The sequence below is a fragment of the Streptomyces vietnamensis genome, from assembly GCF_000830005.1.
In the GTDB taxonomy this organism is placed as follows: domain Bacteria; phylum Actinomycetota; class Actinomycetes; order Streptomycetales; family Streptomycetaceae; genus Streptomyces; species Streptomyces vietnamensis.
Map to the genome: position 1 here is coordinate 6,967,390 of NZ_CP010407.1, position 23,830 is coordinate 6,991,219.

27 protein-coding genes are annotated in these 23,830 nt (G+C 72.2%); 14 read left to right on the forward strand and 13 right to left on the reverse strand.

Annotation, left to right across the window (positions count from 1 at the left end; genetic code table 11):
• Window positions 1–19 precede the first annotated feature (19 nt).
• The 3 genes from SVTN_RS31340 to SVTN_RS31350 all read right to left on the reverse strand — a co-directional run bounded on the left by SVTN_RS31340 (window position 20) and on the right by SVTN_RS31350 (window position 2,323).
• Window positions 20–994, reverse strand: a complete 975-nt coding sequence (locus SVTN_RS31340; RefSeq protein WP_041132119.1) for an acyl-ACP desaturase — start codon at window positions 992–994, stop codon at window positions 20–22.
• Window positions 995–1,221: 227 nt separating this feature from the next.
• Complete coding sequence (locus tag SVTN_RS31345) at window positions 1,222–1,458, reverse strand: hypothetical protein (protein WP_052499396.1); 237 nt, start codon at window positions 1,456–1,458, stop codon at window positions 1,222–1,224.
• A 13-nt stretch (window positions 1,459–1,471) separates the two neighbouring features.
• On the reverse strand, window positions 1,472–2,323 hold the full coding sequence (locus tag SVTN_RS31350) for a helix-turn-helix domain-containing protein (protein WP_041132120.1): 852 nt from the start codon (window positions 2,321–2,323) through the stop codon (window positions 1,472–1,474).
• 180 nt (window positions 2,324–2,503) lie between these two features.
• On the opposite strand from SVTN_RS31350, the gene SVTN_RS31355 reads away from it, so the two are divergent.
• Entirely contained in the window at window positions 2,504–2,977 is a 474-nt protein-coding gene (locus SVTN_RS31355) for an ATP-binding protein (RefSeq protein WP_245727696.1), read from the forward strand.
• Between the two features lie 94 nt (window positions 2,978–3,071).
• Here SVTN_RS31355 and SVTN_RS31360 read toward each other — a convergent pair whose 3' ends face one another.
• The 3 genes from SVTN_RS31360 to SVTN_RS31370 all read right to left on the reverse strand — a co-directional run bounded on the left by SVTN_RS31360 (window position 3,072) and on the right by SVTN_RS31370 (window position 6,043).
• A complete protein-coding gene (locus SVTN_RS31360) occupies window positions 3,072–4,718 on the reverse strand; it encodes an ABC-F family ATP-binding cassette domain-containing protein (protein WP_041132122.1) in 1,647 nt (548 codons plus the stop codon).
• A 267-nt stretch (window positions 4,719–4,985) separates the two neighbouring features.
• Complete coding sequence (ssgD, locus tag SVTN_RS31365; protein WP_041132123.1) at window positions 4,986–5,402, reverse strand: spore wall synthesis regulator SsgD; 417 nt, start codon at window positions 5,400–5,402, stop codon at window positions 4,986–4,988.
• A gap of 155 nt (window positions 5,403–5,557) precedes the next feature.
• Entirely contained in the window at window positions 5,558–6,043 is a 486-nt protein-coding gene (locus tag SVTN_RS31370) for a (4Fe-4S)-binding protein (RefSeq protein ID WP_041132124.1), read from the reverse strand.
• Between the two features lie 84 nt (window positions 6,044–6,127).
• Between SVTN_RS31370 and SVTN_RS31375 the strand changes: the two genes are divergently transcribed.
• The gene (locus tag SVTN_RS31375) at window positions 6,128–7,204 is read left to right on the forward strand and encodes a WD40/YVTN/BNR-like repeat-containing protein (RefSeq protein WP_245727966.1); all 1,077 of its coding nucleotides are present in this window, start codon (window positions 6,128–6,130) and stop codon (window positions 7,202–7,204) included.
• Window positions 7,205–7,225: 21 nt separating this feature from the next.
• On the opposite strand, the gene SVTN_RS31380 is transcribed toward SVTN_RS31375, so the two are convergent.
• On the reverse strand, window positions 7,226–7,525 hold the full coding sequence (locus SVTN_RS31380) for a YciI family protein (RefSeq protein ID WP_041132125.1): 300 nt from the start codon (window positions 7,523–7,525) through the stop codon (window positions 7,226–7,228).
• Between the two features lie 103 nt (window positions 7,526–7,628).
• Between SVTN_RS31380 and SVTN_RS31385 the strand changes: the two genes are divergently transcribed.
• From SVTN_RS31385 to SVTN_RS41195, 4 genes are all read left to right on the forward strand, one after another.
• Window positions 7,629–8,324: an endonuclease V gene (locus SVTN_RS31385; protein ID WP_041132126.1), complete on the forward strand. Its 696-nt coding sequence runs from the start codon at window positions 7,629–7,631 to the stop codon at window positions 8,322–8,324.
• Between the two features lie 49 nt (window positions 8,325–8,373).
• Window positions 8,374–8,508 carry a morphogenic membrane protein MmpA gene (gene mmpA / locus SVTN_RS46240; RefSeq protein ID WP_281192586.1) on the forward strand — a complete coding sequence of 45 codons (135 nt, stop codon included), beginning with the start codon at window positions 8,374–8,376 and terminating at the stop codon, window positions 8,506–8,508.
• Window positions 8,505–8,870, forward strand: a complete 366-nt coding sequence (locus SVTN_RS31390) for a VOC family protein (protein ID WP_041132127.1) — start codon at window positions 8,505–8,507, stop codon at window positions 8,868–8,870. Before mmpA ends, SVTN_RS31390 begins: the two co-directional genes overlap by 4 nt.
• Window positions 8,871–8,942: 72 nt before the next feature.
• Window positions 8,943–9,254, forward strand: coding sequence for a DUF6191 domain-containing protein (locus SVTN_RS41195; RefSeq protein WP_159026516.1), 312 nt, complete (start codon window positions 8,943–8,945; stop codon window positions 9,252–9,254).
• 2 nt (window positions 9,255–9,256) lie between these two features.
• Here the strand turns inward: SVTN_RS41195 and SVTN_RS31400 are convergent, their stop codons facing one another.
• On the reverse strand, window positions 9,257–10,462 hold the full coding sequence (locus SVTN_RS31400; RefSeq protein ID WP_425429025.1) for a saccharopine dehydrogenase family protein: 1,206 nt from the start codon (window positions 10,460–10,462) through the stop codon (window positions 9,257–9,259).
• Window positions 10,463–10,664: 202 nt separating this feature from the next.
• On the opposite strand from SVTN_RS31400, the gene SVTN_RS31405 reads away from it, so the two are divergent.
• Genes SVTN_RS31405 through SVTN_RS31420 form a run of 4 tightly spaced genes read left to right on the forward strand, consistent with a single transcriptional unit; the run spans window position 10,665 to window position 16,436 of the window.
• On the forward strand, window positions 10,665–11,810 hold the full coding sequence (locus SVTN_RS31405; protein WP_041132129.1) for a CaiB/BaiF CoA transferase family protein: 1,146 nt from the start codon (window positions 10,665–10,667) through the stop codon (window positions 11,808–11,810).
• Window positions 11,807–12,967 (forward strand): acyl-CoA dehydrogenase family protein, encoded by a 1,161-nt coding sequence (locus tag SVTN_RS31410; protein ID WP_041132130.1) that lies wholly within the window; start codon window positions 11,807–11,809, stop codon window positions 12,965–12,967. Before SVTN_RS31405 ends, SVTN_RS31410 begins: the two co-directional genes overlap by 4 nt.
• 46 nt (window positions 12,968–13,013) lie before the next feature.
• Complete coding sequence (locus tag SVTN_RS31415; RefSeq protein ID WP_041132131.1) at window positions 13,014–14,228, forward strand: acetyl-CoA C-acetyltransferase; 1,215 nt, start codon at window positions 13,014–13,016, stop codon at window positions 14,226–14,228.
• Window positions 14,229–14,261: 33 nt separating this feature from the next.
• Entirely contained in the window at window positions 14,262–16,436 is a 2,175-nt protein-coding gene (locus SVTN_RS31420; protein WP_041132132.1) for a 3-hydroxyacyl-CoA dehydrogenase NAD-binding domain-containing protein, read from the forward strand.
• On the opposite strand, the gene SVTN_RS31425 is transcribed toward SVTN_RS31420, so the two are convergent.
• From SVTN_RS31425 to SVTN_RS31435, 3 genes are all read right to left on the reverse strand, one after another.
• Window positions 16,423–17,157, reverse strand: coding sequence for a MerR family transcriptional regulator (locus SVTN_RS31425; protein WP_041132133.1), 735 nt, complete (start codon window positions 17,155–17,157; stop codon window positions 16,423–16,425). The genes SVTN_RS31420 and SVTN_RS31425 overlap by 14 nt on opposite strands.
• Before the next feature lie 95 nt (window positions 17,158–17,252).
• A complete protein-coding gene (locus tag SVTN_RS31430; RefSeq protein ID WP_041132134.1) occupies window positions 17,253–17,807 on the reverse strand; it encodes a Clp protease N-terminal domain-containing protein in 555 nt (184 codons plus the stop codon).
• Window positions 17,807–18,016 (reverse strand): helix-turn-helix domain-containing protein, encoded by a 210-nt coding sequence (locus SVTN_RS31435; protein WP_030315760.1) that lies wholly within the window; start codon window positions 18,014–18,016, stop codon window positions 17,807–17,809. The genes SVTN_RS31430 and SVTN_RS31435 overlap by 1 nt, the downstream gene beginning before the upstream one ends.
• Window positions 18,017–18,100: 84 nt before the next feature.
• Here SVTN_RS31435 and SVTN_RS31440 point away from each other — a divergent pair, with 84 nt between their 5' ends.
• Window positions 18,101–18,583, forward strand: coding sequence for a macro domain-containing protein (locus tag SVTN_RS31440; RefSeq protein ID WP_041132135.1), 483 nt, complete (start codon window positions 18,101–18,103; stop codon window positions 18,581–18,583).
• A gap of 95 nt (window positions 18,584–18,678) precedes the next feature.
• Window positions 18,679–19,176 (forward strand): hypothetical protein, encoded by a 498-nt coding sequence (locus SVTN_RS31445; protein ID WP_041132136.1) that lies wholly within the window; start codon window positions 18,679–18,681, stop codon window positions 19,174–19,176.
• A gap of 13 nt (window positions 19,177–19,189) precedes the next feature.
• On the opposite strand, the gene sph is transcribed toward SVTN_RS31445, so the two are convergent.
• A complete protein-coding gene (gene sph, locus SVTN_RS31450) occupies window positions 19,190–20,218 on the reverse strand; it encodes a sphingomyelin phosphodiesterase (protein ID WP_078908573.1) in 1,029 nt (342 codons plus the stop codon).
• A 125-nt stretch (window positions 20,219–20,343) separates the two neighbouring features.
• Between sph and SVTN_RS31455 the strand changes: the two genes are divergently transcribed.
• Entirely contained in the window at window positions 20,344–20,829 is a 486-nt protein-coding gene (locus SVTN_RS31455) for a F0F1 ATP synthase subunit B family protein (protein ID WP_041132138.1), read from the forward strand.
• Window positions 20,830–20,926: 97 nt separating this feature from the next.
• Window positions 20,927–21,817, forward strand: coding sequence for an oxygenase MpaB family protein (locus tag SVTN_RS31460; RefSeq protein WP_245727698.1), 891 nt, complete (start codon window positions 20,927–20,929; stop codon window positions 21,815–21,817).
• A 346-nt stretch (window positions 21,818–22,163) separates the two neighbouring features.
• On the opposite strand, the gene SVTN_RS31465 is transcribed toward SVTN_RS31460, so the two are convergent.
• On the reverse strand, window positions 22,164–23,702 hold the full coding sequence (locus tag SVTN_RS31465) for a M1 family metallopeptidase (RefSeq protein WP_041132139.1): 1,539 nt from the start codon (window positions 23,700–23,702) through the stop codon (window positions 22,164–22,166).
• Window positions 23,703–23,830: the final 128 nt, after the last annotated feature.

The following is a 23,830-nucleotide window of genomic DNA, read 5'->3' on the forward strand; positions in this document are numbered from 1 at the left end:
CCCCGCGAGGACCGGTGCCTCAGCCGGCCGCGCGCGCGGCCATCCGCGCCTTGCGGGCGGCGAGCTTCTCGTCGAACTTGCTGGCCTCGCTGTCCAGGCCGTTCATGTAGAGCCCCAGCTCCTCCTGGGCACGCAGGCCGTCCGGGCCGAGGCCCTCGATCTGGAGGACCTTGAGGAAGCGCAGGACGGGCTGGAGGACGTCGTCGTGGTGGATGCGCATGTTGTAGATCTCGCCGATCGCCATCTGCGCGGCCGCCCGCTCGAAGCCCGGCATGCCGTGTCCGGGCATCCGGAAGTTGACCACGACGTCCCGCACGGCCTGCATGGTCAGGTCGGGGGCGAGCTCGAAGGCCGCGCCCAGCAGGTTGCGGTAGAAGACCATGTGCAGGTTCTCGTCGGTCGCGATGCGCGCGAGCATCCGGTCGCAGACCGGGTCGCCGGACTGGTGGCCGGTGTTGCGGTGCGAGATGCGGGTGGCGAGCTCCTGGAAGGCCACGTACGCGACGGAGTGCAGCATCGAGTGCCGGTTGTCGGACTCGAAGCCCTCGCTCATGTGCGCCATCCGGAACTGCTCCAGCTTGTCCGGGTCGACGGCGCGCGAGGCGAGCAGGTAGTCGCGCATCACGATGCCGTGCCGGCCCTCCTCGGCGGTCCAGCGGTGCACCCAGGTGCCCCAGGCGCCGTCGCGGCCGAAGAGGCTGGCGATCTCGTGGTGGTAGCTCGGGAGGTTGTCCTCGGTGAGCAGGTTGACGACGAGGGCGATCTTGCCGATCTCGGTGACCTTGGACTGCGACGGGTCCCAGGCCTCGCCGTCCTCGAAGAAGCCGGGGAAGTTCCGGGCGTCGGACCACGGCACGTACTCGTGCGGCATCCAGTCCTTGGTGACCTTGAGGTGCCGGTTGAGCTCCTTCTCCACGACCTCTTCGAGCGCGTAGAGCAGCCGTGCGTCGGTCCACCCTGCCGAGCTGCCGAGGGGGGGAGAGGTGAGCGTCACGGGGAACTCCTGGGGACGGAGAAGGGCATACGGGATTACCTACGGATTCGTAGGTTACGAGACCGTAGGTTAAGCCTCCGTAAGAGCGTCGGCCAAGCCCGTCCCGGCGATGTCCGGTTACGTTCCGTTATGTGTGCTGCTCCGGCGGGGTGCCGGAGACGCAGGTCACGTCCGGGTCGGCGGTCACCGGCCAAGCGGTCGATTACGCAGCGCAGATGCCCGGCCGCTCAGAGCAGGTGGTCGGCGGCGCCCGCCTTCACCGCGGCGATCAACGCCCGCAGCGCCTCCACGGAGTCGCTGACGTACTCGCCGGGGGAGAGCGTCGACCCGATGTAGGCCCGGCCGGAGTCGTCGAGGCCGAAGCGGAAGCAGTTGGCGCCCTCGCTGCAGAAGGCCTCGTTCCAGTCGATCGCGACGGCGGTGGGGGCGGACGGGGCGGTGGGGGTGTCGGTCGTGACGTTCATGGTGTGGGGCCCTTCACAGATCCTGGGATATGGCGCGGACGAACGCGCGTGATTCGGTCGCGGACAGCGCGAGCCCGCGCAGTCGGTCCAGCAGGCCGCGGTACCGACGCAGTTGCATGTCGGTGTTGAGCAGGAGCGAGCCGTGGGAGGAGTCGAGCTGCACGGTGTCGAGCTGCGGCACCGGCGCGGCTACGTAGGTGAACGACTGGCCCGCCCCGGGGAAACCCCCCGCGGCGAAAGGGATCACGCGTACGGAGACGGTGTCCCGCTCGGTGTGGTTCAGGATGTGCTCCAGCTGGGCCCGCGCGACCTTCGGTCCGCCGAACTGCATGCGCAGCGCCGCCTCGTGGATCACGGCCTCGTAGGGCACCGGCCGGTCCCGGTCCAGGATCTCCTGGCGGCGCAGCCGCAGGGCGAGCCGGGCCTCCAGGTCGGGTCCCGGCAGTGGGGGCACGGCGGTGTCGAAGACCGCCCGGGCATGCTCCTCGGTCTGCAGGAGGCCGGGGATGTGGGTGGTGACGGAGGTGGTCAACTCCGAGGCGTGGAACTCCAGTTCGGCGATGTCGAGGAGTGCGGGCGGCAGCAGTCCGCGGTGCTCCTCCCACCAGCCCCGGTCCCGCTCGTGGGCCATGCCGGCGAGGAGGTCGACGAGTCCGGTGTCCGGGCAGCCGTAGTTGAAGGCGAGGGTGCGGACGCGTTCGGCGCTGATCCCGAAGCGGCCCGACTCGATGTTCGGGATGCGGGTGCGGTCGACGCCCAGGAGGGCGGCGGCCTGCTGGGCCGACATCCCCGACTGTTCGCGCAGTCTGCGCAGTTCGCTCCCGAGGCGCTGCTGTCGCGCGGTCGGGCTGCTCCTGGGTGGCACGCTCGATCTCCCTTTTGCTCCGTGACGCCGTGGCTCGGACCGGGCCGTCGTTTTGGCCGGAATGACACGACTACCCGCAAGTAGTAGCACCGTGCTCCGGTCGTGCGCTACGGTCGGTAGCGCAAGTCTCACACGGGGCTACCGTGCCCGTGTGCGTGTACCCCCCATGCACCAGGAAATGTGAGCAAACCGATGAAGGGCGCCCTGCGTTGCCTCCCGACCGCCGCCGCGGCCGGGCCCGTACCTCCCGCCACGGAGAACCTCAGCTACTCGATGCTGCTCCCGGGCGGCGCCTACTGCGCGAAACTCGCGCGCGAGGCGGTCCGCTCGCTCCTCACCGGGCACGGCCTCTCCCACCTCTGCGAGCCCGCCGTCCTCGCCGCCTCCGAACTCGTCGCCGCCGCCTATCGGTTCACCCCCGACCGGGAGATGATCCTGCGCGTCCGCTGGCAGTTCGAGGCCCTGCGGATCGTCCTCTACGACCAGCATCCGGCCCATTCCTCGCCCCACGCGGCCGAGGAATGCCGCGACCGCCGCAGCCGCAGCATGTGGCTGCTGGCCGCGGCGGTCGACGAGCACGGCGGGGACTGGGGACTCGCCCCCGTCCTCACCCCCGGCGGAGGCACCAAGTCCTGGGCGTTACTCCACCACTAGACCTTCTCCACCCTTAGTCCTCCTCCGCCACCGGTCCTCCTCCGCCACCGGTCCTTCTCCACCGCTGGTTCTTCTCCCTCGGCAGTCCTTCGGATCAGGCCGGGGTCGGGGCCGTCCCCCTGACCTCCTCCGCCGTCGTCGGCCGCAGCTCACCGTCGAGCAGCAGCCAGCGCGTGATCCCCAGCGACTCCAGGAACGCCACGTCGTGGCTCGCCACGATCAGCGCCCCCTCGTAGGCGTCGAGGGCCGCCGTCAGCTTCCGCACCGACGCCATGTCCAGATTGTTCGTCGGCTCGTCCAGCATCAACAGCTGCGGAGCCGGCTCCGCGAGGAGCAGTGCGGCCAGGGTCGCCCGGAACCGCTCCCCGCCCGACAGGGTGCCGACGGGCTGATCCGCCCGCGCCCCCCGGAACAGGAACCGGGCGAGCCGGGCCCTGATCGTGTTCGGCGTCGCCGCGGGCGCGACACGGGCCACGTTGTCCACCACGCTCAGCTCGTCGTCGAGCACGTCGAGCCGCTGCGGCAGGAAGCGAAGCGGCACCTTCCTCTCGACCTCGCCCGACAGCGGCTCCAGCTCCCCGGCGATCGTCCGGAGCAGCGTCGTCTTCCCGGCGCCGTTCCGGCCGACCAGGGCGATCCGCTCCGGGCCCCGCAGGTCGAACTCGCCGCCGACCCGGGCCCCGTACCGCAGTTCGAGCTCCCGCAGGTAGAGCACCTCGCGGCCGGGCGGCACCGAGGTGCGGGGCAGCTCGACGCGGATCTCGTCGTCGTCCCGTACCGCCTCGACCGCCGCGTCGAGCCGCTCCTTGGCCTCCGAGAGTCGCTCCGCGTGCAGCGTGCGCTGCTTGCCGGCCGTGACCTGGGCGTTCCTCTTGTTGCTGTTGGCCACGAGCTTCGACGCGACCCTGTTCTCGAAGCTCTTCTGGCCGTACCGCTTGCGGCGGGACAACTTCATCTGGGTCTCGGACAGTTCGCGCTTCTGTCGCTGTACGTCGGCCTCGGCGACCCGCACCATCCGCTCCGCCGCCTCCTGTTCGGCGGCGAGCGCCGTCTCGTACGCGGACCAGTTGCCGCCGTACCAGTCGACCTCGCCGTCGCGCAGGTCGGCGATCTGGTCGACCCGCTCCAGGAGTTCACGGTCATGGCTGACCACGACCAGGACCCCGGAGAACTTCTCCACCGCCTCGTAGAGGCGCGCGCGGGCGTGCAGGTCCAGGTTGTTGGTGGGCTCGTCGAGCAGGAGTACGTCAGGTCGGGCGAGCAGCAGCGCGGCGAGGCGCAGCAGCACGGACTCGCCGCCGGAGATCTCGCCGACGGTCCGGTCCAGGCCGACATGGTCGAGCCCGAGCTGGTCGAGGACGGCCCGGGCCCGCTCCTCCACGTCCCAGTCGTCGCCGATCGCGGTGAAGTGCTCCTCCGCGGGGTCGCCCGCCTCGATGGCGTGCAGGGCGGCCCGCTTCGCGGCGATGCCGAGGATCTCGTCCACCCGTCGTGCGGTGTCCAGGACCAGGTTCTGCGGAAGGTAGCCGAGCTCGCCGGTGACCCGGACCGTGCCGTCCTGCGGGGTCAGTTCGCCCGCCACCAGCTTCAGGAGCGTGGACTTGCCGGAGCCGTTGAGCCCGACGAGGCCGGTGCGGCCGGGGCCGACGGAGAGCCGGAAGTCGTCGAAGACCTCGGTGCCGTCCGGCCAGGAGAAGGAGAGGGAGGAACAGGTGATGAAAGTGGGGTGGTGATGCGCCATGCAGGCCTCCGGGTCGCGTAAGCGTGGAAAAAGGAGCAACGCGGGAGACACCGGGGCGCGGGCAGTGTGGAGAACGGCTCGTACGCCGAGGTCGAGAACGGCACACGCGGCACAGGGGGCACGCGCGGCTCGGTGTCTCGCAACCTCAGACGAGCAACGTCCTTCTCCGATCGGGTGACGACAAGGTCAGGACCGACCGTACGCCCCGGGCCGGAGGGGCGGCAAACGATTTAACGCGGATTCCGCCACGGGCGGTGTACGGGCGGTCTACGGGCGGTCGCGGAGCAGCTCCGCCAGGCCCTGGTCCCAGTCCAGGTACTGGTGCTCGCGTCCCGCCGGCACCAGATGCTGCGAGCGCTCCAGGAAGCGGCGCAGCTCGGAGGTCCGGACGTGGACCATGGCCACCCCCTCCGGGGCGTGGAACTCGACCACCGTGCGGTCGTACCCGTACGGACGCAGGCGCACGTCCCCGACCCCGGCCGGGCGCTCGACCCCCTGGACGAGCAGCTCGCGCGCGAAGGCCCAGGAGACCTCGACGCCCTCCAGGGTGGCCGGCGGCGGGAACGCCATGCTCACGGCGTACGGATCCTCGCGGTCGTACCGCAGGGTGGCGGGGACGGTCTCCATCCGGGGCGCGGACGCGACCAGACGGGCCTGCACGGCCTGCTCGATGACGGCGGACAAGACCGGCTCCTCTCACGCGGGCTTCGGATCCTGTGCGTCTCCCCGACACCAGGGCACCTGACACCCCTCTAGACGAGCGGGACGGCCGGAACGTGCACTGGGCCCCCACGTGACCTGTGTCACCGGGGTTTCACGGTCGTCCGGCGCGGAGGTCGTCACCGCTGCTCGGGGACGTCCTCGTCGTCCGGTTCCGCGCAGGGGCCCGAGTGGTCGCAGTACGGCTGGTTTCCGGAGGCCCCGCAGCCGCAGAGCATCACCCGGGTCTCGTGGCGGTCCCCGTACGCGCCGGTCACGACGAGGTCGCCCCGTATCACCAGCTGCCCGGCGTGCGTGCGGCGCACCGTGGTGGGGGAGTCCGGGGGCTCGGACACGGCGTCCTCGGCGCGGTGGTGGTACTGGAGCGCCCCGGACGGGCAGCACCGCACGACCTCCGCGACCCGGTCGGGCTCGGCGGCGTCGGGCAGTACCCACGGGCGCCGGGACACGTCGAAGACCTCCGGCAGGCCGTGGACGCACTCGGCCGCGTGCAGACAGCGGCGCGGCTCGAACGTGACGGTGATGCCCTCGCCCTCGTACTCCTTGAGCCTCGGCTTCTCGTCGCTCGTGCGCTCGCTCGTACGGTCGGTCGTACGGTCTGCCATGCGACCAGCCTAGGAACGCCCGGCCGGGGACGCACCCTGGACGCGGAGCGGCCCGGGGCACTAGCTTCCGGCGCCATGACGTCCATGGGGAAGACGAGACGAATGATGTCGGTGGGGCTGATCGGGGCGGCGCTCGCGCTGACCCTGGCCGCCCCGGCGCGGGCCGGGGAGACCCCCACGGCAGCGGCCGGCTGGCAGCTGACACCGACCGGCACCGACGCCCGTTTCCGGGGGCTCGCGCCGGTCGACCGCAGGACCGCGTGGGCCGCCGGCTCGAAGGGCACGGTGCTGCTCACCACCGACGGCGGCCGGAGCTGGCGCAACGTGTCGCCGGCCGGTGCGGGCGACCTGGAGTTCCGCGACGTCGAGGCCTTCGACGCCCGCCGGGCCGTCGTCCTCGCCATCGGGGAGGGCGAGGCCTCCCGGGTGCTGCGCACCGAGGACGGCGGCGCCACCTGGACCGAGTCCTTCCGCAACACCGACGCGCGGGCCTTCTACGACTGCATGACCTTCTTCGACCACCGGCACGGACTCGCCATGAGTGACCCGGTCGACGGGAAGTACCGCATCCTCTCCACCCGCGACGGCGGCCGCTCCTGGGAGGTCCTGCCGAGCGCCGGGATGCCGGACGCGCTCCCCGGCGAGGCGGGCTTCGCCGCGAGCGGCCAGTGCCTCGTGTCGGCCGGGCCCCGGGACGTGTGGATCGCGACGGGCGGCGGGGCCACCGCGCGCGTGCTCCACTCCGCCGACCGCGGACTGAACTGGACCGCGACCGACACGCCGATCCCGGTCGGCGATCCGGCCCGCGGCGTCTTCGGGCTCGCCTTCCGCGACCGCACCCACGGCATCGCCGTCGGCGGCGACTACCGCAAGGACCAGCCGTCCCCGCGGGCCGGCGCGGTCAGCACCGACGGGGGCCGCACCTGGCGTCCCTCGGCCACGCCGCCGCCCGCCTACCGCTCCGGCGTCGCCTGGCTCCCGCACAGCAGGACCGCCGCGCTCGCCGTCGGCCCGACCGGCACCGACCTCACCACCGACGGCGGCCGCACCTGGCGCACGGTCGACACCGGCTCGTACGACACGGTCGACTGCACCGCGGACGGCTCCTGCTGGGCCTCCGGCGAGAAGGGCCGCATCGCCCGCCTCGCCACCGAGGACTGACCGAGAAGGACTGACCGAGGGCTAGGAGGGCAGCTCTTCCCGGTACGCGGCGATCCCGTCGGCCGTCTTGGTCGGGTAGAACTCCGTGATCCGGTACGCGCACACGCCCTCGACGCTGAACGGGTCGGCCGCCGTGATCTTCTCGATCTCCGCGCGGTCGACCCCGGAGGCCAGGATGATTCCGCCGTCGCGGGGGTTCTTCCGGCCCGACGCCAGGAACACGCCGGCGGCGTACTGCGCGTCCAGCCACTCGACGTGCGCGTCGAGAAGTGCGTCCACCCGCTCGACGGGCGCGGTGTAGGTCAATTCCAGTACGAACATGATCGCCAGGCTACCCGGCCGGCCGAGCGCCCGTTCGGCGTACGCCCGTCCCGGAACCGACCGCCGACCACGGGCGGGCCCCCGCCGTAGGGTGGCCCGCATCATGACGATCATCGAGATTCCGGCGGGCTGGCCCGCCGACGAGAGCGCCGCCCGGGCCGTCCAGCAGGAACTGCGCGGGCGGCTCGTGCGCGACGAGGAGGGACCGGCGGTCGGCGAGGGCCACGTCACCGGCCTCGACGTGGCCTACGACGACGAGCGGGACCTCGTCGCCGCCGCGGCCGTCGTGCTCGACGCGCGGACCCTGGACGTGGTGGAGGAGGCCACGGCGGTCGGCCGGGTCTCCTTCCCGTACGTCCCCGGGCTCCTCGCCTTCCGGGAGATCCCGACCGTGCTCGCCGCGCTCGACAGGCTGACCGCCGACCCGGGCCTGTTGGTCTGCGACGGCTACGGCCTCGCCCACCCCCGCCGCTTCGGGCTCGCCAGCCACCTCGGGGTGCTTACCGGGCGGGCGTCCATCGGCGTCGCCAAGAACCCCTTCACCTTCGCGTACGAGCAGCCGGGACCCGCGCGCGGCGACGCGGCCCCGCTCCTGGCCGAGGGCGAGGAGGTGGGCCGGGCCCTGCGCACCCAGGCCGGGGTGAAGCCCGTGTTCGTCTCGGTCGGCCACCGCGTCTCCCTCGCCAACGCCTGCGCCCACACCCTCCGCCTCGCCCCGCGCTACCGGATCCCGGAGACCACCCGGCACGCCGACTCCCTCTGCCGCAGGGCCCTCAAGGAGGCACTCGGGTACGTCTGAGTACGCGTACGGATACCGGCCCGCCGCCCGGCCCGGCAGAGTGGGGTTCATGACAACTCCCCTTTCCGCTCCGCCGCGTTCGACCGGGCGCGGCCTGACCCTGGTCCTCGCCACCGCCGGAGTGCTCGCCCTGGCCTGGACCTGCGCCATCCTGTACGTCCTCACCAGCTGGACGCTCGGATGATCGGGCAGCTGCGGTGCGTCGTCCTCGACTGCCCCGACGCCCGCGAACTCGCCGAGTTCTACCGCCGGTTGGTCGGAGGCGAGATCGAGAGCCCAGACCCCCGCTGGGCCGTCGGTGAAGGCTCCGCCGTGCTGCGCGGCGAGAACGGCCCGGTCCTCGCCTTCCAGGGCGTCGCCGACCACCACCCGCCCGTCTGGGGCGCGCCCGAGCAGCAGTTCCTCCTCGACGTGCGGGTCGACGACCTGGCCGCCGCCCACGAGGCCGTCCTGGCGCTCGGAGCCGTACCGCTCGCCGGGGAGACCGGCGACGCGCGTGTCTACGCGGACCCGGCGGGCCACCCCTTCCGACTCGTACGGCCCTGACCCGCGGGACCGGCGGGGAGGGAACGCTCCCGTGCCGCCGGCCGTTGGGCGGACATGGTGATGATGGTGAGCATGATGGTCATGGCGGTGGTCGTCATGGTGCCGTTCCTCCTCGGCGCGGCCCGGCACGTGGTCCTGCGGACGGGCCGGCCGAAGTGGGTGCGGCGCCTCCTCGCCGCACGCGCCAAGGACACGCCGACCGGTGCCGGGGTCACCGCCACCGACGAACTGCTCGCCTTCCTGAACGCGAACAAGCGCGTCCAGATCGAGCAGCGCGAGGAGGAGCGGCTGATCCGCCACGACGTCCAGGACGGCGCCCCGCCCCGTACGGGCGTCGACCTGGACGCGGGCACCGCCGTGATCCGGCCCGGCCGCGCGGAGTAGTCCTATCCCCGGTGCGCCACCCGGAAGCGGATGCCGGCCGCCTGGAGGCGGGCGGTCAGGGCGTCGCCCATCGCCGCCGCCGTCGTCACCTGGCCGGCGGTCTTCGGCAGGGGGTCGAAGGCGAGGCAGAGGGCCGACTCGGCGAGCATCTTCGCCGTCTCGTCGTAGCCCGGGTCGCCGCCCGACACCTCGGTGAAGACCCGCCGCCCACCGCCCTCGCCGACGAACCGGACCGAGAACCAGCTGCGGGCGCGCCGCTCGGCCGACGGGCCCTCGCCCGATCCGTAACGCCCCATCAGCCAGGAGCGGACGGGCGGGAGTTGGGCGGCGGCGACGCTCGCGCCGATGACGGCGGTGCCTCCGACGGCCATCGGGAGGGTCTTCACGGAGGCGTAGTGCCGGTAGCGGAAGTCCGGCCCGTACCGTTCGAGGGCGGCCGCCGAGCGGGTCACCACCTGCGGGTCGAGCGTCGGCAGCGGCAGCGCCCAGGTGCCCGTCTCCCGGCTGAACCGGGGCCCGCCGAGCGGCGCGCGGGCCCTGCGTCCCACCAACCGCGGTTCGTGCAGGCGCCGTTCGTGCGCCGCCCGCAGTATCTCCCGGCCCCGGCCGAACGCGGTCAGCGCCGAGGCGAAGGTCCCTCCGGAGAACGCGGCCCCGGCCCGGACGAAGCCGTCGACCCGCAGGGGCACGTCCTCCGGCAGCTGCCGGACGGTGAAGTACACGCCCAGGTCGTGCGGGACGGAGTCGAAGCCGCAGGCGTGCACGATCCGGGCGCCGGTCTCCCGGGCCCGCGCGTCGTGCCGTACGAACATGAGGTCCACGAACTCGGCCTCGCCCGTCAGGTCCAGATAGTCCGTGCCCGCCTCCGCGCAGGCCGCGACCAGACCCTCGCCGTGCCAGACGTACGGGCCGACCGTGGTCGCCACCACCCGTGCGGACTCGGCGAGTTCGCGCAGCGAGCCGGGGTCGGCCGAGTCCGCGACGACCAGCGGCAGGGCGGCGAGGTGCGGCCGCCCGGCGGCGAGCCGGTCCCGCAGCGCCTCCAGCTTGCCGAGGCTGCGCCCGGCGAGCGCCCAGCGGCACTCCGCCGGGGCGTGTTCGGCCAGATACTCCGCGGTGAGCTCGCCCACGAAGCCGGTCGCCCCGAAGAGGACCACGTCGTACGGTCTGGCTCCGGTCTCGCGCCCCACGCCCGCCCCTGTCTCCATCAAGCCCCTCGTCTCGGCCGTACCGCGCCGCCGCGCGCGGTTGTCGTCGGCGGAGGATAGCGGACCCCGGGCAGGCCCCCGCCCGTGCCCCGGCCTCCGGAATTTCCAAGCGCTTGCTCGGCTTGGGGGCTTGTGCCGAGTGGAACACGTTCCTAGCATCTCCGGTGTTACATCATTGGTGTCACACACTCCTGGGGGCTCGATGAGCACGACGCACACCGCCCGCAACGGCCCCCTCACGGGGGTGCGCGTGGTCGAACTCGCCGGGATCGGCCCCGGCCCCTTCGCCGCCATGCTCCTCGCCGACCTCGGCGCCGACGTCGTCCGCGTCGACCGCCCCGGCGGCGCCGGCCTCGGCATCGACCCCGCCCGCGACCTCACCAACCGCAACAAGCGCTCCGTCCTCGTCGACCTCAAGGCCGAGGACGGCCCCGCCACCGTGCTCGACCTCGTCGAGCGGGCCGACATCCTCGTCGAGGGCTACCGGCCCGGCGTCGCCGAACGCCTCGGCGTCGGCCCCGAGGCCTGCCTCGCCCGCAACCCGCGCCTCGTCTACGGCCGGATGACCGGTTGGGGCCAGGACGGACCGCTCGCCCCGACCGCCGGACACGACATCGGGTACATCGCGATCACCGGCGCCCTCGGCATGATCGGCCCCGACCCGGACGGCCCGCCCACCATCCCCGCCAACCTCGTCGGCGACTACGCGGGCGGCTCCCTCTACCTCGTCATCGGCGTCCTCGCCGCCCTCCAGCACGCCCGGACGCACGGCGAGGGCCAGGTCGTCGACGCCGCCATCGTCGACGGCACCGCGCACCTCACCACCATGATCCACGGCATGCTCGCGGCCGGCGGCTGGCAGGACCGCCGGGGCGTCAACCTGCTCGACGGCGGCTGCCCGTTCTACGGCGTGTACGAGACCTCCGACGGCGGCCACATGGCGGTCGGCGCCCTGGAGGAGCAGTTCTACGCGGAGTTCGTCCGCCTCCTCGGCGTCGAGGAGGTCGCCCCAGCCCGCCGTGACTTCGCCCGCTGGCCCGAGCTGCGCAAGGCCGTCGCCGACCGCTTCCGGAGCCGTACCCGCGAGGAGTGGACCGCCGTCTTCGACGGCAGCGACGCCTGCGTCGCCCCCGTGCTCTCCCTCCGCGAGGCACCCGGCCACCCGCACCTGGCCGCCCGCGCCACCTTCACCGAGCGGGACGGGATCGCCCAGCCCGCCCCCGCGCCCCGCTTCTCCGTCACCCCCGGCACCCTCCGCACGGGCCCCGCCCTGCCCGGTGCCGACACCGCCGAGGTCGCCCGCGACTGGGCCGTACCCACCCTGAAAACTCAGGAGCCCGAAGCATGAAGCGTCAGCTCTACACCGAGGACCACGAGGCCTTCCGCGCAGTCGTGCGCACCTTCCTGGAGAAGGAGGTGCTGCCCCACTACGAGCAGTGGGAGAAGGACGGCATCGTCTCCCGCGAGGCCTGGCTCGCCGCCGGCCGGCAGGGCCTCCTCGGCCTCGCCGTCGAGGAGGAGCACGGCGGCGGCGGCAACCCCGACTTCCGGTACGCCTCCGTCCTCGCCGAGGAGTTCACCAAGGCGGCCGCCCCCGGACTCGCCATCGGCCTGCACAACGACATCATCGGCCCCTACCTCACCAAGCTCGCCACCGACGAGCAGCGCCGCCGCTGGCTGCCCGGCTTCTGCTCCGGCGAGATCGTCACCGCCATCGCGATGACCGAGCCCGGCGCCGGTTCCGACCTCCAGGGCATCCGCACCACCGCCGAGGACCGCGGCGACCACTGGATCCTCAACGGCTCCAAGACCTTCATCTCCAACGGCATCCTCGCCGACCTGGTGATCGTCGTCGCGAAGACGACGCCCGAGGGCGGCGCCCACGGCCTCTCCCTCCTCGTCGTCGAGCGCGGCATGGAGGGCTTCGAGCGCGGCCGGAACCTCGACAAGATCGGCCAGAAGTCCCAGGACACCGCCGAACTGTTCTTCAAGGACGTCCGCGTCCCCAAGGAGAACCTGCTCGGCGAGCTCAACGGCGCCTTCGTCCACCTCATGACCAACCTCGCCCAGGAGCGCCTCGCCATCGCCGTCGCGGGCATCGCCGGCGCCGAGCACCTCCTGGAGCTCACCACCCGCTACGTGAAGGAGCGCGAGGCCTTCGGCCGGCCGCTCGCCAAGCTCCAGCACGTGCGCTTCGAGATCGCGGAGATGGCCACCGAGTGCGCCGTCACCCGCACCTTCGTGGACCGATGTATCGCACAGCACGTCGAGGAGGGCGCCCCGACCGGCCTCGGGCTCGACCCCGTCAACGCCTCCATGGCCAAGTGGTGGGCGACCGAGCTCCAGAAGCGCGTCGCCGACCGGTGCCTGCAACTGCACGGCGGATACGGCTACATGAGCGAATTCCCGGTCGCCCGCGCCTTTACCGACGGCCGGATCCAGACCATCTACGGCGGTACGACGGAGATCATGAAGGAGATCATCGGCCGCTCCCTCCTCGGCTGACCCCGTCCCGCACCCCTCGAAGAACCCTCACCGCGAAAGGCTTCCCGTGAGCACCGAAGCGTACGTGTACGACGCGATCCGCACCCCGCGCGGACGCGGCAAGGCCAACGGCTCCCTGCACGGCACCAAGCCCATCGACCTGGTCGTCGGCCTCATCCGGGAGATCCAGGCCCGCAACCCCGGGCTCGACCCGGCCGCCATCGACGACATCGTCCTCGGCGTCGTCGGCCCGGTCGGCGACCAGGGCTCCGACATCGCCCGGATCGCCGCCATCGCCGCCGGCCTGCCCGACACCGTCGCCGGCGTCCAGGAGAACCGCTTCTGCGCCTCCGGCCTCGAAGCGGTCAACATGGCCGCGATGAAGGTCCGCTCCGGCTGGGAGGACCTCGTCCTCGCCGGCGGCGTCGAGTCCATGTCCCGCGTCCCGATGGCCTCCGACGGCGGCGCCTGGTTCGCCGACCCGATGACCAACCTGGAGACCAACTTCGTCCCCCAGGGCATCGGCGCCGACCTCATCGCCACCATCGAGGGCTTCTCCCGCCGCGACGTCGACGAGTACGCCGCCCTCTCCCAGGAGCGCGCCGCCGCCGCCGTCAAGGACGGCCGCTTCGCCCGCTCGATCGTCCCCGTCAAGGACCGCGCCGGGCTCACCGTCCTCGACCACGACGAGTTCATCCGCCCCGGCACCACCGCCGACACCCTCGCCCGCCTCAAGCCCTCCTTCGCCGACATCGGCGAACTCGGCGGCTTCGACGCGGTCGCCCTGCAGAAGTACCACTGGGTCGAGGAGATCGACCACGTCCACCACGCCGGCAACTCCTCCGGCATCGTCGACGGCGCCTCGCTCCTGGCCGTCGGCTCCAAGGAGGTCGGCGAGCGGTACGGGCTCACGCCGCGCGCCCGGATCGTCTCGGCCGCCGTCTCCGGTTCCGAGCCGACCATCATGCTCACCGGCCCGGCCCCGGCCACCCGCAAGGCCCTCGCCAAGGCCGGCCTCACCATCGACGACATCGACCTCGTCGAGATCAACGAGGCCTTCGCGGCCGTCGTCCTCCGCTTCGTCAAGGACATGGGCCTCTCCCTGGACAAGGTCAACGTCAACGGCGGCGCCATCGCGCTCGGCCACCCGCTCGGCGCCACCGGCGGCATGATCCTCGGCACCCTCGTCGACGAGCTGGAGCGCCAGGACAAGCGCTACGGCCTCGCCACCCTCTGCGTGGGCGGCGGCATGGGCATCGCCACCGTCGTCGAGCGCGTCTGACCGTCCCGTCCGAACCCTTACGGAGAGAACCCGATGACCGAGAGCACCACCATCCGCTGGGAGCAGGACGAGACCGGGATCGTCACCCTCGTCCTCGACGACCCCAACCAGTCCGCCAACACCATGAACCAGGCCTTCCGGGCCTCGATCAAGGCGATCGCCGACCGCGTGGAGGCCGAGAAGGACTCCATCCGCGGCATCATCTACACCTCCGCGAAGAAGACCTTCTTCGCGGGCGGCGACCTCAAGGACATGATCAAGGCGGGCCCCGAGCACGCCCAGGACATCTTCGACAGCGCCATCGAGATCAAGAACGCGCTGCGCCGCATCGAGACCCTCGGCAAGCCCGTCGTCGCCGCCATCAACGGCGCCGCGCTCGGCGGCGGCTACGAGATCGCGCTCGCCTCCCACCACCGCGTCGCCCTCGACGCCCCCGGCTCCAAGATCGGCCTGCCCGAGGTCACCCTCGGCCTGCTGCCGGGCGGTGGCGGCGTCGCCCGCACCGTACGCCTCATGGGCATCACCGACGCCCTCCTCAAGGTGCTGCTCCAGGGCACCCAGTACGCCCCGAAGCGCGCCCTGGACAACGGCCTCGTCCACGAGATCGCCGCCACCCCCGAGGAGATGATGGCCAAGGCCATCGCCTTCATCGACGCGCACCCGGAGTCCCACCAGCCCTGGGACGTCCCCGGCCACCGCATCCCCGGCGGCACCCCGTCGAACCCGAAGTTCGCCGCGAACCTGCCGGCCTTCCCGGCCAACCTGCGCAAGCAGCTGAACGGCGCGCCCTACCCGGCCCCGAAGGCCATCATGGCCGCCGCCGTCGAGGGCTCCCAGGTCGACTTCGAGACCGCGATCACCATCGAGTCCCGCTACTTCACCGAGCTGGTCATCGGCCAGACCGCGAAGAACATGATCCAGGCGTTCTTCTTCGACCTCCAGGCGGTGAACTCGGGCGCGAGCCGCCCGAAGGACGTGGAGAAGCGTCAGGTCCGCAAGGTCGCCGTGCTCGGCGCGGGCATGATGGGCGCCGGCATCGCGTACTCCTGCGCCCGCGCCGGCATCGAGGTCGTCCTCAAGGACGTCTCCGCCGAGTCGGCCGCGAAGGGCAAGGCGTACTCCGAGAAGCTCTGCGCCAAGGCCGTCTCCCGGGGCCGCACCACGCAGGAGAAGGCCGACGCCCTCCTCGCCCGCATCACGCCCACCGCCGAGGTGGCGGACCTGGCCGGCTGCGACGCGGTCATCGAGGCGGTCTTCGAGGACACGGCGCTCAAGCACAAGGTCTTCCAGGAGATCCAGCACGTCGTCGCCCCTGACGCCCTGCTCTGCTCCAACACCTCCACCCTCCCGATCTCGGTCCTCGCCGAGGGCGTCGAGCGCCAGACCGACTTCATCGGCCTGCACTTCTTCTCGCCCGTCGACAAGATGCCGCTCGTCGAGATCATCAAGGGCGAGCGCACCGGCGACGAGGCCCTGGCCCGCGCCTTCGACCTGGTCCGCCAGATCAACAAGACGCCGATCGTCGTCAACGACTCGCGCGGCTTCTTCACCTCGCGGGTGATCGGCCACTTCATCAACGAGGGCGTCGCCATGGTCGGCGAGGGCATCGAGCCCGCCTCGATCGAGCAGGCCGCCGCCCAGGCCGGCTACCCGGCGAAGGTCCTCTCCCTCATGGACGAGCTGACCCTCACGCTGCCGCGCAAGATCCGCAACGAGACGAAGAAGGCGGTCGAGGAGGAGGGCGGCACCTGGGTCACCCACCCGGGCGAGGCCGTCATCGACCGCATGGTCGACGAGTTCGGCCGCCCCGGCCGCAGCGGCGGCGCGGGCTTCTACGAGTACGGCGAGGACGGCAAGCGCGGCAAGCTGTGGCCGGGCCTGCGCGAGCACTTCACCAAGCCGGGGTACGAGATCCCGTTCCGCGACATGCAGGAGCGGATGCTGTTCTCCGAGGCCCTTGACACCGTCCGGCTCCTGGAGGAGGGCGTCCTGACCTCGGTCGCCGACGCCAACATCGGCTCCATCATGGGCATCGGCTTCCCGGCCTGGACCGGCGGCATCCTCCAGTACGTCAACGGCTACGAGGGAGGGCTGCCCGGCTTCGTGGCGCGCACCCGGGAACTGGCGGAGACGTACGGCGAGCGGTTCGCCCCGCCGGCCCTCCTGGTGGAGAAGGCCGAGCGCGGCGAGACCTTCACCGACTCCTGAAAGCGGTCCTCAGCTCCTCGCTCAGCGAGCGCTGAAAAGCGGTGAGGAGGGCCTGGACCACCATCGGCTGCATGTGCGCCGAGAGCGACTTCATCGCGCTCAGGTGGTCCGGGTCCTCCCCGCTCTCCCGGTACGGACTCCACACCTCGTCCCGGAAGAGCCGGGAGAGCTCCTGGGCGGCCGCGCGCGCGTGCTCCAGGAGCACGGTCCGGGAGGCGAGGATCGTCTCGTGCTCGATGGGCACGTCGAGCAGCTCGACCCCGAGCCGCAGCAGCGCCCCGTCGAGCCGGTACGTGTCGGCTTCCTCGGTCCGGTCGAGCACGCCCATCGCGGCCAGCCGGTCCACGTCCCGCTCGGTCAGCTCCCGCCCGGCACGCCGCTCGAGATCGCGCCGGGTGATCGTCTCGGCTGACTCGGGAGCCCACGAGGCCACCAGGGCCCGGTGGACGGCCAGATCCTGTGCGCTGAGGTCGTCCGGCAGCTGCTCCAGATACCGCTCGATCGCCGCCAGCGTCATGCCCTGCCGCTGGAGCTCCTCGATCAGCGCGAGCCGCGACAGATGGCCCTGCCCGTAGCGCCCCACCCGGCGGGCGCCGATGACGGGCGGCGGCAGCAGCCCCCGGGTCCCGTAGAACCGCACGGTCCGCACCGTGACCCCGGCCCGCGCGGCCAGCTCGTCCACGGTGTAGACGGGCTCCTGCACGTCGCTCAGCTGCTCCATGTTCAACAGTATTGCTGTCTCACCACGACTGTAAAAGCCCCTGAAGGGCTCGTCCCACCGGTCGGCGGCCCGCCGGGCGTCCGGCGGGCCGGGGATCAGAGGGGCGTGGGGGAGGACAGGCCCGTGTCGACGGAGGCGAAGGTGACGCCGTGGTCGGCCAGCGCCTCCGCGACGACGCCGCCGAGGACGGTGAGGGCCAGGAGGAGGTGCTCGTCGCCGATCTCGCGGTCCTTGCGGGCCACGGCCACGCGGAGCGACTTCTCCAGGACGGTCTTCGCCTCGCGGGAGAAGGTGAGGCGGCCCGACCACCACCCGGCGTCCTTGCGGTCACCGGCCAGCGCGCCCGCGCCGTGGGTCTCCTCGACGCGCTCGACGATCGCGCCGACGTCGATGCCGAGGTCGGCCAGGGCCTCCGCGTCCGCCCGGGACAGTCCGGCCCGGCGCCGCGCGTCGGAGAGCGCGGCGAGCAGGGACGGGCGGCGCTCCGGCGGGCACAGCCGCCCGAGCACCGCCGCCGCGCGGGTGTCCTCGCGGTCGAGCAGGGCCAGGAGGAGGTGCTCCGGGGTGACGACGGCCGCGCCGTCCCGCTCCGCGTGCGCGGCCGCCTCCTTCACCGTGGCGCGCGCCGCCTTCGTGAACCGTTCGAACATCACTGCCTCCCGTACTTCTTGTGGACGGCCTGCCGGCTGACACCCAGCTCGGTCGCGATCTCCTGCCACGACCATCCCTGGTTGCGCGCGCTGCGCACCTGGACGGCCTCCAGCTGTTCAAGGAGGCGCCGCAGGGCGGAGACGGCCCGCAGCCCGACCCGGGGGTCGCGGTCGCCGGCCCGTGCGGCGAGATCGGTCGCATCGGTCATGCTGTCAATGTAGGTTGACATCTGGAGGCATGTCAACCTCAGTTGACATGCCCAACTGTCGGTGCCGCCTCGTACGGTGACCGCATGACCGTGATCGAATACGTACGCGGGGACGCCACCGCACCCCGGGGGAAGGGCGTCCGGATCATCGCCCACGTCTGCAACGACCTGGGCGGCTGGGGCAAGGGCTTCGTGCTCGCCGTCTCGCGCCGCTGGCCGGAGCCCGAGGCGGCCTTCCGCCGCTGGCACCGGGAGCGGGCGGGGAACGACTTCGGGCTCGGCGCGGCCCAGTTCGTGCAGGTCTCGCCGTACCTCTGGGTGGCGAACCTGGTGGGTCAGCGGGGCATCCGCACCGGCCGGAGCAGTGGGGTCCCCGTGCGGTACGAGGCGATCGACACGGCTCTCGGCCTGCTGGCGGACAAGGCCGTCGAGCTGGGGGCCTCGGTCCACATGCCCCGGATCGGCTGCGGACTCGCCGGGGGCACCTGGGGCCGAGTGGAGCCCTTGGTCCGGGAGCGGCTGACGGCGCGGGGGATACCGGTCACCGTGTACGACTTCGGCGGATGACGGGCGCGGGGGCGGGGTGTCGTAAGGGTGTTCGGCCGGGCGGGCTAGAGTCGACGGCTGTTCGCATCGGGGGCACAGGAACACAGGGGAGAGAGATGTACGTGCAACTCAGGGAGACGGCCGAGGAGTTGGCCGGAATCCTGTGGCGGGAGCACACCGTCTACCGGGAGCGGGGCGGCGGGGTGGTGATCCGGGGCGAGCACGTGCGCCGCTGGATCAGTCTCGCCCCGACCGGGGGCAAGGACCGGGCCCTGCTGCGGGCCGGGCGGATCCTGGACGGGGGGACGACCGCCCCGGCCCGTACGGAGGTGGTCGTCGACCTGACGGCCGGGACGGCGGAGCTCGCCGCCGTCTGCCGCCGGCTGCTCGCCGACGTCGCCGCGGCCGCCGAGCCCGGACCGGGGTCGGGACCCTCCCGGGCGGGCAGGCCGGAGAAGCGGGAAAGGCCGGGGCGGGCGGCTCGTGCCGCCCGCCCCGGCCGCCGCCCCCGCAGGGAGCGGCACACCAGCCCGGGTTCCTGGTTCGTCCTGCTCTGCGTCGCCGCGGTGCTCGGTGTCTGGCTCTACGGCGTCTTCGGTACGTACCCCTACTGAGGGGGCGGTCCGGTCAGTACGCGGTGACGGGGTAGTGGTCGGAGAGGTTGGTGTAGGTGTACGACGTGCCCCAGCTGGAGACCGTCCACGGCGCGCTCTGCTCCAGGACCACGTTGTTGGTCCAGCCGGCGGGCCGGGCGTTCCCGGACCGGTAGAGGACGTAGTCGAGGTCCTCGCGCGGGTCGGTCGGGTAGCGGTAGTTCGCGATCGAGTTCAGCTGGGTGTCGAAGGAGTACGGGTGGCCGGTGCGGGCGTCGGCCCCCACCAGACCCGCGTCGGCGAGCATCGTGCCGTACTCGGGGGTGTGCGAGTCGACGTTCATGTCACCGGCGACGATGACCTGCTCGTTCGCCGGGATGTTCTTGGCGTCGAGGAACGCGTCGATCGCCTTGAACTGGAGGCTGCGCTTCTGCGCGGCCTCGCCCGCCGAGCAGCCCGGGTCGGTCGAGTTCGCGTGCGTGCCGAGGACGTGGACGAGGCTGCCGTTCACGTTCAGGACGACGTAGGCGAAGCCCTTGTTCGCGTACCAGTCGGCGCCGCAGGCGTCCTTGTAGACGTACTGCTCCTTGCGGACGATCGGCCACTTGCTGAGGATCGTCACCCCGCCGTCCTCGGGCGTGGTCGAGGAGTAGGACCCGCCGGTGGCGTCCCAGCCGGTCTTGCTGCGGCCCACGACGGGGGTCTGGTACGGGTACTGCGCGGCCGCGTTCGCCTTGAGGGCGTCCGAGGCGGAGTTGTCGAAGGCCTCCTGGAGCACGACGACGTCCTGCCCCTGGAAGAAGGGGGCGGCGGGGATCGCCTTGGCCCGGTGGTCCTGGCCCCAGTTCGGGTACAGAGTCTTGGACATCAGGAACGTGTTGTACGTCAGCACCTTCAGGCGCGGGGCCTCGGCGGTGGTGGCGGCGGACGCGGCCGGGGCGGCCGTCACCAGGGTGGCGGCGGCGAGCGCGAGCGAAAGGGCGGCGCCGGGGGCGCGGCGGAGCGCGGCGAACGACACGTGAACTCCCGTGAGTACGTGGGGGGTTGGGCTGGCGCCGCACATACAATCAGCCAGGGTTACCTTCCGGTAGCCTTTGGATGCCGGGAATCTGGCCGAGCTCGCAAGATCACGCCAACTCTCGTTCCGGTGTCTGATTTGTCGTGTTTTGGAGCAGGTAGAATGCGCGCATGACCCTCGCGAACTCCACTGTCTTCAAGACCGACCTCGGTCCGCTCAACCCCGTCTGGGCCGAGCTCATCCTCGGCGCGGTGCTGTTCGGGCTCACCTTCCTCATCCTGGCGAAGGGCATCCTTCCCAAGATCAAGCGCACCCTCGACGAGCGCGACGACGCCATCGAGGGCGGCACCGAGCGCGCCGACGACCTGCGCTCCGAGGCCACCGCGATCCGCGAGCAGTACGAGGCGGAGCTCGCCGAGGCCCGCCACGAGGCCGCCCGCATCCGCTCCGCCGCCACCGAGGAGGGCTCGGCCGCCATCGCCGCCGCCCGCGCCGAGGGCCAGGCCGAGCGCGACGCGATCCTCGCCGCCGGTCACGCCAAGATCGCCGAGGAGCGCGCCGCCGCCGAGCGCGAGCTCACCGCCGACGTCGACGCCTGGGCCCACGCCCTCGCCGCCCGCATCGTCGGCGAGCCGGTCGGCGCCGACCGCGCCTGACCTCGTACTTCTTGCAAGGGGCCGTCGCCCGGGTCGCAGCACCCCGGCGACGGCCCCTTCGTCGTGCGTGGCAGCCTGGACACATGAGGAGAAGGCCATGGCCATGGACCGTGTGAAGCCGCTCGACCGGGCCCCGGCCGGTCACGAGCCCCTGCCGCCGCCCGTCGGCGGAGTGCTGTGGAGCGTCGCGGGGGACGTCCGGGCGCTCCTGATGCTGCCCGCCGCCCTCACCCTGCAGGTCGCCCACCCCGCGATCGGCGCCGGCGTCGACGACCACTCCGTCTTCCGCACCGACCCCTGGGGCCGCGGCGAGCGCTCCCTGCGCTCGCTCCAGCTGTGGATCTACGGCGGCGAGGAGGCCGCGCGGGAAGGCCGCCGCCTCCGGGAGCTGCACAAGACGATCCAGGGCACCGACGCCCACGGCCGCCGCTACCACGCCCTCACCCCGGCCTACTACTCCTGGGTGCACGCGACCGGCTTCCCCATCTATCAGCACGGGCTCCGCCTCCTCGCCCGCCCCCTCACCGAGGCGCAGGAACGGCAGCTGTACGCCGAGTGGCTCCAGGTCGGCCGGATCCTCGGCATCCACGACCGGGACATGCCGCAGACGATCGAGGCGTTCTGGCCGTACTACCGGAAGGTCCTCGCCGAGGAGATCGAGGCCACCACCGTCGTACGGGAGCTGCTCGACACCGACCTGCCGCTGCCCGCCCCGGACCGGGGTCCGCTGCCGCTCCGGCTCGCCCTCCGCCTCCTCTGGCCCGTCCTGCGCCGCCCCTTCCTGCGGCTGCGCGCCTTCCTCACCGTCGGCCTGATGCCGCCGGACGCCCGGGAGGCCATCGGCCTGGAGTGGACGGACGCGCAGGAGCGCGCCCTGCGCCGCTTCGCCCGGACCGTCCGGGCCGTGGTCCCCGCCCTCCCCGAGCGCCTGCGCTACCTCCCCCTGGCCAGGAAGGCCCGCGAGACCGCCCGCCGCGCCAAGCAGTAGGGCCCGCGCCCCCGCCCGTTGTGGGCCTGCGATCCGCCGGGGCGGTGCCCACCCACCCGGACGGCGCCCACCCCGTTGTGGGCCGCGCCCGCCGGGGCAGTGCCCCCGCCCCCGTTGTGGGCAATCGTCCCGCGGGGCGGGACGGGTGGGCACAACGGACGGCGCCCTTGCCGGCGCCAGAGGCTCCCGAGCTTGAACCCGCACCGAAGGTGACGGCGCCCTGGTGGTGCGGGTCCAGGCGCGGGACGCGGAGGCGCCGCTATGGGCGCCGTCCCGTGTGCCCACCCGTCCCGCCCCAGCGGGACGATTGCCCACACGGGGGTGGACGGGGGGCACGCGTGCCGGATCAGTGCCCGGGCGCCTCGTTCTCGTGGATCGTGTTCGTCTCCGCGATCTTCTTCCACGACTTCGGCTGCGCGGGCTTCGCCGGCTTCGCGGCGGTACGGCCCGACGGTGCCGCGGCGGGCGCGGACAGACCGGCCGCGGTCGCCGCGGAGGCGGCCGGCTTCGACGGCTGGTACAGCCAGGTGTCGAAGAGGCCGGCCAGCGGCTTGCCGGAGACCCGCTCCGCGTACGTCACGAAGTCCGAGACGTGCGCGTTGCCGTAGGCGTTCTCCTGCGGCCAGCCCTTCAGGATCGCGAAGAACGTCTCGTCGCCCACCTCGTTGCGCAGCGCCTGGAGCGCCAGCGCGCCCCGGTCGTAGACGGCGATGTGGAACTGGTTGTCGGCGCCCGGGTCACCCGGCTTCACCGTCCAGAACGGGTCGTCGGCCGCCCGCGTGGCGTACGCGTAGTCCGCCAGTTCCTGGGCCGTGCCCTCGCCCTCCTTCTCCGACCACAGCCACTGGCTGTAGCGGGCGAAGCCCTCGTTGACCCAGATGTCCTTCCAGTCCTTGACGGACACGCTGTCGCCGTACCACTGGTGCGCCAGCTCGTGGACGACCACCGACACGTTCGCGCCGTTGGCGAACTGCCGCGGGCTGTAGAACGGGCGGGTCTGCGTCTCCAGGGCGAAACCGCTGGTCACATTGGGCACGTAGCCGCCGAGGGAGTTGAAGGGGTACGGCCCGAAGACCGACTCCAGCCACTCCGCCACCTCGGTCGTGCGCTCGATCGAGGCGCGCGCCGAGCCCGCGTTGTCGCCGAGGTCCTTGCTGTACGCGTTGAGGACGGGCAGCCCGTTCGCCGTCTTGTCCGTCGTGATGTCGAACTTGCCGACGGCGAGCGTCGCCAGGTACGTCGCCTGCGGCTTGTTGGAGCGCCAGTTGAACCGGGTCCAGCCGAGCCGCGAGGACTGCGACTGCAGCACGCCGTTGCTGATGGCCTGGACGCCGTCCGGCACCAGGACCGACACGTCGAAGGTGGCCTTGTCCAGCGGGTGGTCGTTGGACGGGAACCACCAGACGGCCGAGTCCGGCTCCTGCGCGGCGACACCGCCGTCCGGGGTGCGGGCCCAGGCCGACCAGCCGTCGATCTTGAACTCGGAGGGCTTGCCCGCGTAGCGGACGACGACCGTGACCGGCGTGTTCTTCGCCAGCGGGCTCGCCGGGGTGACCTCCAGCTCGTGGTCGCCCGAGGTGGTGAACTTCGCCAGGCGGCCGTTCACCCGGATCTCACTGACCTTCAGACCGAGGTCCAGGTTGAAGCGGGACAGGTCCTGCTTGGCGGTGGCGAGGATCGTCGCCGTGCCCTCCAGGAGGTCCGTCGTCGGCTGGTACTTCAGGCGCAGGTCGTAGTGCGAGACGTCGTAGCCGCCGTTGCCGCTGGCGGGGTAGTAGGAGTCGCCGATGCCCGGGGCGCCCGGGGTGAAGGAGGCGGCCGATGCCGGGATCGCCAGCAGCAGGGAGGCCGCGAGGGCGCTCGGAACGATGAGTCTGCGGTGCACAGGTGCTCCCCAAGTCATAAGAAACGTAAGACGCACGGGTGGTCGTCGGTCCTTAGTTCGGACCTTATTCAGCCCCCGACGCACCGTCACGTCCAGAGGACCCCCTGTCACACGATCGCCATTCGGCC

Coding starts and splice junctions, on each gene's coding strand:
- SVTN_RS31345 (WP_052499396.1), bottom strand. CDS start 1,458: ATGAACGTCACGACCGACACCCCCACCGCCCCGTCCGCCCCCACCGCC.
- SVTN_RS31360 (WP_041132122.1), bottom strand. CDS start 4,718: ATGGCGCATCACCACCCCACTTTCATCACCTGTTCCTCCCTCTCCTTC.
- SVTN_RS31370 (WP_041132124.1), bottom strand. CDS start 6,043: ATGGCAGACCGTACGACCGACCGTACGAGCGAGCGCACGAGCGACGAG.
- SVTN_RS31375 (WP_245727966.1), top strand. CDS start 6,128: ATGGGGAAGACGAGACGAATGATGTCGGTGGGGCTGATCGGGGCGGCG.
- SVTN_RS31380 (WP_041132125.1), bottom strand. CDS start 7,525: ATGTTCGTACTGGAATTGACCTACACCGCGCCCGTCGAGCGGGTGGAC.
- SVTN_RS31385 (WP_041132126.1), top strand. CDS start 7,629: ATGACGATCATCGAGATTCCGGCGGGCTGGCCCGCCGACGAGAGCGCC.
- mmpA (WP_281192586.1), top strand. CDS start 8,374: ATGACAACTCCCCTTTCCGCTCCGCCGCGTTCGACCGGGCGCGGCCTG.
- SVTN_RS31390 (WP_041132127.1), top strand. CDS start 8,505: ATGATCGGGCAGCTGCGGTGCGTCGTCCTCGACTGCCCCGACGCCCGC.
- SVTN_RS41195 (WP_159026516.1), top strand. CDS start 8,943: ATGATGGTCATGGCGGTGGTCGTCATGGTGCCGTTCCTCCTCGGCGCG.
- SVTN_RS31400 (WP_425429025.1), bottom strand. CDS start 10,462: ATGGAGACAGGGGCGGGCGTGGGGCGCGAGACCGGAGCCAGACCGTAC.
- SVTN_RS31405 (WP_041132129.1), top strand. CDS start 10,665: ATGAGCACGACGCACACCGCCCGCAACGGCCCCCTCACGGGGGTGCGC.
- SVTN_RS31410 (WP_041132130.1), top strand. CDS start 11,807: ATGAAGCGTCAGCTCTACACCGAGGACCACGAGGCCTTCCGCGCAGTC.
- SVTN_RS31420 (WP_041132132.1), top strand. CDS start 14,262: ATGACCGAGAGCACCACCATCCGCTGGGAGCAGGACGAGACCGGGATC.
- SVTN_RS31425 (WP_041132133.1), bottom strand. CDS start 17,157: ATGGAGCAGCTGAGCGACGTGCAGGAGCCCGTCTACACCGTGGACGAG.
- SVTN_RS31430 (WP_041132134.1), bottom strand. CDS start 17,807: ATGTTCGAACGGTTCACGAAGGCGGCGCGCGCCACGGTGAAGGAGGCG.
- SVTN_RS31435 (WP_030315760.1), bottom strand. CDS start 18,016: ATGACCGATGCGACCGATCTCGCCGCACGGGCCGGCGACCGCGACCCC.
- SVTN_RS31440 (WP_041132135.1), top strand. CDS start 18,101: ATGACCGTGATCGAATACGTACGCGGGGACGCCACCGCACCCCGGGGG.
- SVTN_RS31445 (WP_041132136.1), top strand. CDS start 18,679: ATGTACGTGCAACTCAGGGAGACGGCCGAGGAGTTGGCCGGAATCCTG.
- sph (WP_078908573.1), bottom strand. CDS start 20,218: ATGTGCGGCGCCAGCCCAACCCCCCACGTACTCACGGGAGTTCACGTG.
- SVTN_RS31455 (WP_041132138.1), top strand. CDS start 20,344: ATGACCCTCGCGAACTCCACTGTCTTCAAGACCGACCTCGGTCCGCTC.
- SVTN_RS31460 (WP_245727698.1), top strand. CDS start 20,927: ATGGCCATGGACCGTGTGAAGCCGCTCGACCGGGCCCCGGCCGGTCAC.